Source organism: Hymenobacter jeongseonensis, from assembly GCF_015694725.1.
Lineage (GTDB): Bacteria > Bacteroidota > Bacteroidia > Cytophagales > Hymenobacteraceae > Hymenobacter > Hymenobacter jeongseonensis.
In genome coordinates this window covers 1-10,806 of record NZ_JADQDQ010000016.1, presented here as the reverse complement: position 1 = coordinate 10,806, position 10,806 = coordinate 1, and the positions used below count along the sequence as shown (strand labels likewise).

General features: G+C 54.9%; 10 protein-coding genes and 1 tRNA gene. 7 read left to right on the top strand and 4 right to left on the bottom strand.

The window, feature by feature from the left end; translation table 11 throughout:
* Positions 1 to 2: 2 nt before the first annotated feature.
* On the bottom strand, positions 3 to 1,226 hold the full coding sequence (gene clpX / locus I2I05_RS20025; protein ID WP_196284040.1) for an ATP-dependent Clp protease ATP-binding subunit ClpX: 1,224 nt from the start codon (positions 1,224 to 1,226) through the stop codon (positions 3 to 5).
* A gap of 578 nt (positions 1,227 to 1,804) precedes the next feature.
* Between clpX and I2I05_RS20020 the strand changes: the two genes are divergently transcribed.
* The gene (locus I2I05_RS20020) at positions 1,805 to 2,323 is read left to right on the top strand and encodes a hypothetical protein (protein ID WP_196284039.1); all 519 of its coding nucleotides are present in this window, start codon (positions 1,805 to 1,807) and stop codon (positions 2,321 to 2,323) included.
* A 106-nt stretch (positions 2,324 to 2,429) separates the two neighbouring features.
* Here the strand turns inward: I2I05_RS20020 and I2I05_RS20015 are convergent, their stop codons facing one another.
* The 3 genes from I2I05_RS20015 to I2I05_RS20005 all read right to left on the bottom strand — a co-directional run bounded on the left by I2I05_RS20015 (position 2,430) and on the right by I2I05_RS20005 (position 4,780).
* Entirely contained in the window at positions 2,430 to 3,137 is a 708-nt protein-coding gene (locus I2I05_RS20015; protein WP_262895183.1) for a ClpP family protease, read from the bottom strand.
* 146 nt (positions 3,138 to 3,283) lie between these two features.
* Positions 3,284 to 4,612 (bottom strand): trigger factor, encoded by a 1,329-nt coding sequence (tig, locus tag I2I05_RS20010; protein WP_196284038.1) that lies wholly within the window; start codon positions 4,610 to 4,612, stop codon positions 3,284 to 3,286.
* Between the two features lie 86 nt (positions 4,613 to 4,698).
* Positions 4,699 to 4,780, bottom strand: a tRNA-Leu gene (locus I2I05_RS20005).
* Positions 4,781 to 4,920: 140 nt separating this feature from the next.
* On the opposite strand from I2I05_RS20005, the gene I2I05_RS20000 reads away from it, so the two are divergent.
* From I2I05_RS20000 to I2I05_RS19975, 6 genes are all read left to right on the top strand, one after another.
* Positions 4,921 to 7,128, top strand: a complete 2,208-nt coding sequence (locus tag I2I05_RS20000) for a RelA/SpoT family protein (RefSeq protein WP_196284037.1) — start codon at positions 4,921 to 4,923, stop codon at positions 7,126 to 7,128.
* Complete coding sequence (locus I2I05_RS19995; RefSeq protein ID WP_196284036.1) at positions 7,125 to 7,463, top strand: CHY zinc finger protein; 339 nt, start codon at positions 7,125 to 7,127, stop codon at positions 7,461 to 7,463. The genes I2I05_RS20000 and I2I05_RS19995 overlap by 4 nt, the downstream gene beginning before the upstream one ends.
* Positions 7,464 to 7,600: 137 nt before the next feature.
* Positions 7,601 to 8,143, top strand: a complete 543-nt coding sequence (locus tag I2I05_RS19990) for a Fur family transcriptional regulator (RefSeq protein WP_196284077.1) — start codon at positions 7,601 to 7,603, stop codon at positions 8,141 to 8,143.
* Complete coding sequence (locus I2I05_RS19985) at positions 8,140 to 8,490, top strand: STAS domain-containing protein (RefSeq protein WP_196284035.1); 351 nt, start codon at positions 8,140 to 8,142, stop codon at positions 8,488 to 8,490. Before I2I05_RS19990 ends, I2I05_RS19985 begins: the two co-directional genes overlap by 4 nt.
* A gap of 75 nt (positions 8,491 to 8,565) precedes the next feature.
* The gene (locus I2I05_RS19980; RefSeq protein WP_196284034.1) at positions 8,566 to 9,834 is read left to right on the top strand and encodes an adenylosuccinate synthase; all 1,269 of its coding nucleotides are present in this window, start codon (positions 8,566 to 8,568) and stop codon (positions 9,832 to 9,834) included.
* Between the two features lie 350 nt (positions 9,835 to 10,184).
* On the top strand, positions 10,185 to 10,475 hold the full coding sequence (locus I2I05_RS19975; protein WP_196284033.1) for a hypothetical protein: 291 nt from the start codon (positions 10,185 to 10,187) through the stop codon (positions 10,473 to 10,475).
* Positions 10,476 to 10,806 lie beyond the last annotated feature (331 nt).

Here is a 10,806-nt window from a genome sequence, read left to right as displayed (position 1 = left end):
TGCTAAGCTGCCCGCAGGTGGCGCAGCGGAGACTTCTCAAACTTGCTGCGGCAGTAGCTCAGGTTGATGAGTAGCGCATCGGCCCCTTCTTCGGAAGGCATCTCAAACATGGCATCGGTCATGATGCTCTCGCAGATGGAGCGCAGGCCCCGAGCGCCAAGACGGTACTCGTCGGCCTTCTCCACTATGTATTCGAGGGCGTCTTCCGTGAAGCTGAGCTCGATGTTCTCCATGCCGAACAGGCGCTTGTACTGGCGCACGAGCGAATTTTTGGGCTCGGTCAGAATCATGCGCAGCGTGGTGCGGTCCAGCGGGTTGAGGTGAGTGAGCACCGGCAGGCGGCCGATGAGCTCCGGAATCAGGCCAAAGCTCTTGATGTCCTGGGCCGAGACGTAGCGCAGGAAATTTTGGGTGTCCACCTGGTCGTCGAGGTTCGTCTTGGCGAAACCCATCGGCTTGGTGTTCAGGCGGCTCTTGATGATGCGGTCGAGGCCCGAGAAGGCGCCGCCGCAGATGAAGAGTATGTTCTCGGTATTCACCGAAATCATCTTTTGCTCGGGGTGCTTGCGCCCGCCCTGGGGCGGCACGTTGATGTTGGTGCCTTCGAGCAACTTCAGCAGGGCCTGCTGCACGCCCTCGCCGCTCACGTCGCGCGTGATGCTGGGGTTGTCGCTTTTGCGAGCAATTTTGTCGATTTCGTCGATGTACACAATGCCGCGCTCGGCCGCTTCCAAGTTGTAGTCGGCCGCTTGCAGCAGGCGGGTGAGAATGCTCTCCACGTCTTCGCCCACGTAGCCGGCTTCCGTCAGCACGGTAGCATCGGCAATGCAGAAGGGCACTTGCAGGATTTTGGCCAGCATGCGCGCCAGGAAGGTTTTGCCGGTGCCGGTTTCGCCCACCATGATGATGTTCGATTTTTCAATCTGCACCTCGTCGTCGGAGGGCTTTTGCATCAGGCGCTTGTAGTGGTTGTACACCGCCACCGACATCACGCGCTTGGCTTCGTCCTGGCCCACCACGTATTGGTCGAGGTGGTCTTTGATGGCCTTGGGCTTGAGAAGATTGAACTTGGGTTGCTTGCTGGCGTCCTGGGCTTTGGCTTCTTCGTCGAGGATGTGCTGGGCTTGGCCCACGCATTTTTCGCAGATATGGGCGTTGATGCCCGAAATCATAACGGCGACTTCGCGCTTGCTCTTATTGCAAAAGGAACAGGATATTTCGGCCACGGAAAAGAGGAATAGAATAGAGGGTGGGAAGGCAGGTTTTCGAACAAGCGGGCTCAAAGGTACAACAGCCCCAACGCCGGTTACCAGAAAAATGGTGCCATTCGGAAAAGCATAGATAAGCTATTTTCTAGGTAGCACTTGCTTTAAAATGGCAAGCGGAAGCTTATGGAGGGCTTGGAAAATGCGTGCCCTTTGGGGAAGCGAGCTGACGAGGCTGGGAGATGGTACCTGGACACCACTTCGGGCCGGAGGGTTGCCTGTGCTGCGGCCGGCTTCGGCGCGAGGTTTGTTTTGGGGCACAACTACGGGTTGCATCATCTGGTTTTTCAATGGTTGCCATAGCTGGGCCCTTTCGACTCTTTTCATTCGCGAACCTCTTACTTTGTAGTTCTATGAAAAGAGCCTTTAGCCTTTTAGTAGCGGCCGCTGCGGTAGCTGCACTTCCCCAGTTTGGAGTTCAGGCCCAATCCAGCCGCAAACCGATTCCTAAACCCACTTCCCGGCCCGCATCCCCAGCGCCTAAGCCCGCTACTAAGCCAGCGACAGCGCCCGAATCCGAGCCTTCTCTGTTGGAAACCGTGTTGCCCACCACATTCACCAACGGGCCCTTTGTGGTCGGCAACCAAGTGCTAAACCTGGGAATTGGAGTAGGAAGCCGTGGCAATTACGACGCAGATAATATTGGCGGCAGTCCGTCGGTATCGCCGGCCATTAACCTCTCCTACGAGCGGGGCCTCTTCGCCATTGGGCCGGGTGTGCTGGGGGCCGGTGTGCTAGCCGGCTACCAAGGCGCTACCTACAACCTGAATAGCGGCGGCAAATGGAAGTACAGCGACGTATTGCTGGCCCTGCGCGGCGCATTTCACTATCCTGTTTTGCCCGAGTTCGATGCCTACGCGGGCTTAGGAGTTGGGCTGCTCTACACCAAAGCTTCGTACGAAGGCAGCACCGCCTCGCCCGAGGCTGGCAGCAGTGCCAAGCTAACGCCGGGTATTTTTGTGGGCGGCCGCTACTTTCTGCTGGAAAACCTGGGTGTGTTTACAGAATTGGGCTACGACCAAACCTACCTCAAAGTAGGACTCACCGGTAAGTTTTAGCTGCTTATCAGCAGTGGAATGGCCGGATTGCTTGCAATAAAAAAGCCCCTGCCAAATCTGCAGGGGCTTTTTTATTGCAAGTAGTCGAAGCCGACTGAATCCGTCATTAGTCTTTCTTCTTCTCCAAAACCTCGTCAATTAGGCCGTATTCTTTGGCTTCGTCGGCGCGCATCCAGTAGTCGCGGTCCGAATTGTCATGGATTTCCTGGTAGGTTTTGCCCGTGTGTTGGGCCAAAATGTCATACAGCTCCTTCTTGAGCTTCAGGATTTCGCGGGCCGTGATTTCAATGTCCGACGACTGGCCCTGCGCACCACCCGATGGCTGGTGAATCATGACCCGAGCGTGGGGAAGGGCCGAACGCTTGTTGGCGGCACCACCGGCCAGCAACACGGCACCCATCGAAGCCGCGAGGCCCGTGCAAATCGTGGCCACGTCGGGGTTCACGTACTGCATGGTGTCGTAAATGCCCAAACCGGCATATACCGAGCCACCGGGCGAGTTGATATACAGCAAAATGTCCTTCTTGGCATCGGCCGACTCCAGGAACAGCATTTGGGCCGTCAGGATGTTGGCGATGTAGTCGTCCACGGCCGTGCCCAGGAACACAATCCGGTCCATGATGAGACGGGAAAACACGTCGATTTCGGCGAAACGCGTGGGGCGTTCCTCAATCACCGAGCGGGTCATGCCCGTAAAGTTTTGGCGGGCAATGCCCTCCATGTGCGTCAGGTACTGGTCCACTCCTAGGCCGTTAAGTCCTTGGCCCTTCACGGCAAACTTGCGAAACTCTTGCTTATTCAGTAATGGATTCATTGGAGAAAATTGGGGCGCACGGTGTGAGCTTGCGCGGGTGAGGTTACAAAGACGAGCGAAGTAAGCGAATGTTGTTGGAACACCAACGAAAAAAGCCCCTACGTCTCCGTAAGGGCTTTTCCAAAATCAGGGCTGCTCGGCTACTACTAGCTGTGCAGGGTCCGGAATTCTTCGGCCGTTACGGGCTTGTCCGTAACAACAACTTTGCCGCGCAGGTTTTCCAGCACTTTCTCTGCCAGAATGGCCTCGTACTCGCTCACGTAGTTTTTGCCGTTGTCCTGCTTCAGGAAGCTGTCGGCGTAGCTGCGCATCGACTCGCGCATTTCGTCGGGCATGTTCGGCATGTTGAACTGGCCCATGATTTTGTCGAGGGTGCGGTCCACGATTTCGTCGTTGCTCACCTTCAGGCCGGCGTCTTCCACCACCTTGTTGCGAATCATGCTCCACTTCAGCTCCTTCTCGTAGTCGGAGTAGTGCTCTTCCACCTTCTCGGGCGTCAGTTTGCCTTCGTTGGCACGCACCAGCCACTTTTTGAAGAACTCAGTGGGCACCTTGATGTCCACATTGTTCACGAGCTGCTCCACAATACTGTTGTTCAGGGCTCCATCGCTCTCGCGGTCGTAGTTCGACTGGATGGTTTCGCGCACTTTGGCATCGAACTCTTCCTGCGAAGCAACTGCCTCGGGGCCGAATACTTTGTCGAACAGCTCCTGGTTCATTTCGGGCGCCGCCGTGCGGTTCACCTTCTCCACGTTGAACACGTAGTCGCCGGTTGCAGCAGCGGCCTCTTCCTTGCTCAGGCCCGAGAAGTTTGAAATCGAAGCGGCGTCGTTACCGAAAGCAGCTTGCAGGTCGAACGTAATCGAGTCGCCGCCTTTTTTGCCAACGAACTGCGTAGCATCGCCGGTTACTTTGCTGATGGGCAGCAACACCGTGCGGCCTTCGCCTTCCTCATCGGCCTTCTTCAATTTGCCGAAGAGGTAGTCGCCCGCCTCCGAAACCTCGGGGTTGGTCGTCTCGCCGTACTGACGGGCAATTTGCTCGTTGGTCTGGGTCAGCGTCTCCTCGTCGATGGTTACTTGGTGGCGCTCCACGTTCAACTTGCCTTCGGCGGGCAGTTCGAAATCGGGCAGCAGGCCCAACTCAAACTGGAAGTCGAAATCCTTGTCGGTGTCGAAATCCACGTTGCTCTGCACGGGCAGGGGCTCGCCGAGCAGTTTGATGTTGTTCTCCTTGATATAGGAGTCCACGGCTTTGCCCAGCATTTTGTTGATTTCCTCAGCCAAGATGCCCTTGCCGTACATCTTGCGCACCATGCCCACGGGCACCATGCCAGGGCGGAAGCCTTTTACTTGGGCGCGCTTGGTGTACTCTTTGATTTGCTTATCAACCGTGGGAGCGTAGTCGGCTTCGGTCAGGTGCACGGTCAGCAGCCCGGTGAGCTGCTCGTCGTTCTTGTCGAGGGTAATGTTCAAAACAGGGGAGCCGGCTTCCGCTGGCGGGTTGAAAAGTTGAAAAAAAAGCCTCCAGCCTATGCGACTGAAGGCCTACATCAAAAAAGTGCGGATAGAGGGACTCGAACCCACACGCCTTGCGGCACCAGATCCTAAGTCTGGCACGTCTACCAATTTCGCCATATCCGCATATGTGCGCCGCGCGGCCATTTGCTACGGGCCCGCAAAGGTACTCGGGAAATCCATTGCATGCAAAGCCCAAGTGTAACTAGTCTGCGTAGTGCCTTTGGGGCCACCTTTTCTTCCCGAGCTTTGTTACTTTACTACTTATGCCTCCCGTTATCTCTCCCGAAGCCGAGCGCCAGGAAATCCTGCGCCACTACCGCCGCTTGCTGCGTACCGCCAAGCCTTACTTAAAGGACGGCGACCCGAAGCTCATCAAAAAGGCTTTCAATCAGAGCCTTGAGGCGCATAAGGAGATGCGTCGCAAGTCTGGGGAGCCCTATATTCTGCATCCGCTGGCGGTGGCCCAGATTGCGGTGGAGGAAATTGGGCTGGGCACGACCAGCATTGTGGCCGCGCTGCTACACGATGTGGTGGAGGACACGCCGACGGAAATTTCGGATATCGAGCGCGAGTTTGGCACCAAGGTGGCCCGGATTATCGACGGGCTGACAAAAATTTCGGGGGTCTTTGAGTACGGTACGAGCGAGCAGGCGGAGAATTTCCGGAAAATGCTGCTTACGCTGAGCGAGGATGTGCGCGTCATTCTCATCAAGATTGCCGACCGCCTGCACAACATGCGGACGCTGGACTCGATGCCGCGGCACAAGCAATTAAAAATTGCTTCGGAAACGCTGTATTTGTATGCGCCGTTGGCCCACCGACTGGGGCTCTATACTATAAAGAGTGAGTTGGAGGATTTGTACCTCAAATTCACTGATACCGAAACGTACAATGAAATCAAGGCCAAGGTGCGGCAGAGCCAGGCCGCGCGGAATCGGTTTATCAAGGATTTCGTGCAGCCGATTGATGATGAGCTGAAGGCGCAGGGCTTTGAATACGAAATCAAGGGCCGGCCCAAGAGCATTTATTCCATCCTGAAAAAGATGAAGAAGCAGAACATCACCTTCGACGAGGTGTATGACCTGTTTGCCATTCGGGTGATTTTGGATGTGCCACCGGAGCAGGAGAAAGCGGCTTGCTGGCAGGTGTATAGTATTGTGACGGACTTCTACCAGCCCAACCCGGACCGGTTGCGCGACTGGGTGTCCACGCCCAAAGCCAATGGCTACGAGAGCCTACACACGACGGTAATGTCGCGCGCCGGGCAATGGGTGGAAGTGCAAATCCGCTCGCGGCGCATGGACGACATCGCCGAGAAAGGCTACGCGGCCCATTGGAAATACAAGGATACGGGTAGCATTCAACCCGAAAGCTCGCTCGAAGGCTGGGTGAATAAGGTGCGCGAAATGCTGGAATCGAACAATTCTAGTGCGCTCGAATTCATGGACGAGTTCCGCCAGAACCTGTTCGTGAAAGAGGTATATGCCTTCACACCCAAGGGCAAGCTGGTGATTTTGCCGGATAAGGCCACGGCGTTGGACTTCGCCTTCGAAATTCACACCGAAATAGGCTTGCGGTGCCTAGGAGCGAAAGTCAACCAGAAGCTGGAGCCGCTGAGCTACCAGTTGCACAACGGTGACCAGGTTGAAATCCTGACGTCGCACAAGCAGCGTCCGACGTCAGAGTGGCTTACTTATGTCATTACGACCAAGGCCCGTTCTAAAATCAAAGATTTTCTGCGCGACGACCGGCGCGCCAAGGCCGAAGATGGCCGTCACTTGCTGGAAAAGCGTTTGGAGATTATTGGGGTGCCGTTCACCCAGGAAAATTTCAACCGGTTGCTGGCCTATTTCAATGTGCCCACCGCGCAGGAATTCTACTACCGGCTGGCGGTGGGGCAAGTCGACGGGCGCACCATTCGCGAGTCGTTGTTCAACGCCGCCAAGCCCGTTGGGAGTGTGGCTTCGGTACTTGAGCCGAAAAAGTTTGACCACGAAGTGCAGAAAATCCGTGGCGTACGGCCGGATATGCTTGTGGTAGGCGAGCATACCGACAAGTTCAACTACAGCATCGCCCGCTGCTGCAACCCGATTCCGGGCGATGACGTGTTCGGCTTCGAAACCGAAACTGGCATCATCATCCACCGGACCAGCTGCCCCCGCGCAGTTGATTTAATGTCGAACTACGGTAACCGCATTGTGCGGGCCAAATGGACCGAGCAATTGGAACTGGCCTTCTTGGCTGGCATTCGCATCAAAGGCACCGACCGAGTGGGCTTGGTCAACGATGTGACGCGCATTATCAGTACTAGCCTCAAGGTAAACATGCGGGCCATTACGGTGGATAGCAACGACGGCATATTTGAAGGCCAGATTATGGTCTTTGTCAACGACACCGACCACCTTAACAAACTTATCCAACGCTTGAGTCGGGTGAATGGCGTGCTTCAGGTAGAGCGTTTCGATTCATGAGAGAAGAAGCGCAAGGCCATTTGGTCTGTCACGGCACGGGTGTGAATGAGCGGACCCAGTGTGCCCATTACCATTCCGACCGTGACATTATTGCCATCAAATTCAAGTGCTGCGATGCCTTTTATGCCTGCATAGAGTGCCACAACGAAGCTGTGAACCATGCGCCGGTGGTCTGGCCCAAGTCAGAATTTTCTCACGAGGCCATCTACTGTGGCAATTGCAAAAGCACCCTCACCATTGCCGAGTACTTGGCCTGCGACAATACTTGCCCCAAGTGCCAAGCCGCTTTCAACCCGGGTTGCGCCAATCATTACCACCTTTATTTCGAACGGTAAAACCTAAAGCCGACGTTGCTACTTAGCTAGCCGGCGTTTCTACCTTTGTCCCACTATACCTTATATATACTGTGAATTCCTCCAAAGTAGCTTCTCCGCATGCCCCCAATGCCCCCGCCCACGCGGTAGGGCAGGAGGTGGGCGGTTCTTCCGAAACGGGCTACGCGGCCAAGCATACCTCAAGTGCCGCCTCCCAAGCTACCCTCAATACCGATAAGCTCGAGGAAGTCCGCAAGCTTTTCACCGCCCACCTCGAAAACAAAGGCCTTCGCAAAACCGGCGAACGGTATGCCATTCTCGAAGAAATCTACGCCCGCTCCGGGCACTTCGACGTGGAGGAACTCTACGTCGGTATGAAGGAACGCGGCCTGCAAGTAAGCCGCGCCACGGTTTACAATACCCTCGACTTATTGGTGGAGCAGGGTTTGGTTAGCAAGCACCAGTTCGGCCGCAATCTTGCCCAGTATGAGAAGAGCTACGGCTACCGGCAGCACGACCACGTCATCTGCACCGAATGCCATAAAGTGGTGGAATTCTGCGACCCCCGCATCCACGGCATCCAGACCATGGTCGGTGAGCTTCTGAACTTCCATATCTTGCACCATTCTTTAAATCTTTACGGCATTTGCGGCGATTGTCGCGCTCAGGCTGCCGCTCGCTCTTCCGCTACTCCCGCATGACCACCACCAGCACCGTTCAGAACGGTATTCTTTACGTTCGCCTCGCCGGCGACCTAATCGGGAGCCCCGACACCGACCAACTCTTAGAATCTGTTAACCAACACCTCGGCGAGTCGCTGAACTACTGCGCCGTCGATTTGTCCGAAGTCCGCTACATCAACAGCACCGGTATCGGCGTCCTCGTATCGCTGCTCACCAAGTTCCGCAGCCGCGGCGGCGAATTGGTCCTTATCAATCCCGCCGAACACCCCAAGAAAATGCTGGCGCTAACCAAACTAACCAACATTTTTACAGTAGCTTCGGACGAAGCCGCTGCCCGCCAACAGCTTATTCCAGCCGCCCAATAGGGCGGCTGTTTTTTTGTCGAAAAATCAATTTCAATCAGGTAGCAGTTTCTGCCAACCACCGAACACCAAGAATACATGCCAGTAGACGTATTAGTAGGCCTCCAATGGGGCGATGAAGGCAAAGGCAAAATTGTAGACGTCCTCGCACCCACTTACGACGCCGTAGCCCGCTTCCAGGGTGGCCCCAACGCCGGCCACACCCTCACCTTCGACGGCATCAAGCACGTTCTGCACCAAGTGCCCAGCGGCATTTTTCACCCGCACATCCTCAATATCGTGGGCAACGGCGTGGTCCTCGACCCCATCGTCTTTCGCGCCGAACTCCAAAAGCTCACCGATAGGGGAGTGGATTGGGCTAAAAACCTCTATATCTCTAAGAAGGCCCAACTCATTCTGCCCTCGCACCGCGCCCTCGACCGCATCAGCGAAGAAGCCCGCGGCAACACCAAAATCGGCAGCACCCTCAAAGGCATCGGGCCCACCTATTCCGACAAAATCGGTCGTGTCGGTCTCCGCGTCAGCCACATTCTACTCCCTGATTTTGAGCAGCGTTATAAAGAGGCCGTGGCCCAGCACGCCGCCATCGCCGCTCACAATCACAAGGAACTCGAAATCGAATCCCTCGAAGCTGAATTCTTCTCCGCCGTCGAATTCCTACGCACCCTGCAACTCATCGACACTGAATACCTCCTCAACGACCTCCTCAGCCAAGGCAAGCGCATCCTCGCCGAAGGTGCCCAAGGTTCGTTATTGGATATCGATTTCGGCTCCTATCCCTACGTCACCTCTTCCAGCACCATCGCCGCCGGCGCCTGCACCGGCCTTGGCATCGCCCCGCGTCATATAGATAAAGTGTACGGCATCACCAAAGCCTATTGCACCCGCGTCGGTAGCGGCCCGTTCCCCACCGAACTCCACGACGAAGTCGGTGAGCAAATCCGCCAAGCCGGCCGCGAGTTCGGTTCCACCACCGGCCGCCCCCGCCGTACCGGCTGGATAGACCTGCCCGCCCTTCGCTACGCCATCATGCTCAACGGCGTCACCGAACTCCACCTCATGAAAGCCGACGTCCTCGACGGCTTCACCGAAATACAGGCCTGCACCCACTACCGCACCGCCACTGGCGAAAGCACTCCCCAACTTCCCGACCCCGGCGAGCTCACCACCATCACCCCCGAGTACCGCACCCTTCCGGGCTGGAACACCGACCTCACTGCCCTCACCGATGCTGCCCAACTTCCTGCCAACCTACAATCCTACCTGGATTTCCTAGAACAGGAACTGCAAGTGCCCATCAGCATTGTAAGTGTGGGTCCCGATAGAGTGAGCACCCTTCACCGCTAATGCTCATGTAAGGCTACCGTATAACAGTGGCATTGCCAAGTGCTAGATAAGAAAAGCGTCGTAAGCTGGACCTCTAAGGGCCACTTACGGCGCTTTTCTCTTTGTACCTATCAATCTTATTTAAGCTTCTGCTATCTATTGAATAAGCAAATAGGGCGAAATTGAGCTCAAACAACAGCTTTAAATCAAATTAAGTCTGCCTCATTTGTTGCGATTAGAGTGCCAAATGCCAGGCTTCACATCTGAGCTGAATGAGCTCAACAGCGATACTACAACACGCCATAACATGACAAACAGATTTTTTTCATCGCATCAATCAGATACTTATAACCTGCTTGCAAGTATTTCGTATGAGCACCCTTGCTGCTCCAAAAACTCCTCTTACCTTTGCAGTCCCAAAACGTCAAACGGACAACGGGGCGCCACGAAACGAAAGTCTCTTGCGAAATTTTGAAAGTGTCGGAACTCCTGCAGGCTGTACAATTGTCTACCACCTGCAACGCTTAAAAAAAGCCTCGAAAGAATTTATTTTTCGAACCGCTTGCAAAGCCGAAAAGAGCCACCGTACCTTTGCACCCCGCTTCGATAGGAAACGGGAAAGCTTAAAAAGCGACAAGAAAAGCCAACAAAAACTTTTCTAACTAAAGCTTGCCAAGTAGAAAAGTCCTCGTACCTTTGCACTCGCAAATCGAACAGGGCGCTGCAATACCACCGAAAAGGAGATGAAACAAACTCCGCACTGTTACTTCAAATGGAAGTAACACACGTTCTTTGAATGACGGAAACAGACAAAATAGTAAGTGTTTCACTTACTGCTCTTTCTTCGGGAAGAACACAGTGAAACAAACCAAGCGAAACGAATTAGACGATAACGTCAAATATGTGAGCAAGGTCAGCACTCGACATCAGCCCGTGTTCGCATGGGTGTAGAACATTTTACAATGGAGAGTTTGATCTTGGCTCAGGATGAAC

Coding starts and splice junctions, on each gene's coding strand:
- I2I05_RS20015 (WP_262895183.1), bottom strand. CDS start 3,137: ATGAATCCATTACTGAATAAGCAAGAGTTTCGCAAGTTTGCCGTGAAG.
- I2I05_RS20000 (WP_196284037.1), top strand. CDS start 4,921: ATGCCTCCCGTTATCTCTCCCGAAGCCGAGCGCCAGGAAATCCTGCGC.
- I2I05_RS19995 (WP_196284036.1), top strand. CDS start 7,125: ATGAGAGAAGAAGCGCAAGGCCATTTGGTCTGTCACGGCACGGGTGTG.
- I2I05_RS19985 (WP_196284035.1), top strand. CDS start 8,140: ATGACCACCACCAGCACCGTTCAGAACGGTATTCTTTACGTTCGCCTC.
- I2I05_RS19980 (WP_196284034.1), top strand. CDS start 8,566: ATGCCAGTAGACGTATTAGTAGGCCTCCAATGGGGCGATGAAGGCAAA.
- I2I05_RS19975 (WP_196284033.1), top strand. CDS start 10,185: ATGAGCACCCTTGCTGCTCCAAAAACTCCTCTTACCTTTGCAGTCCCA.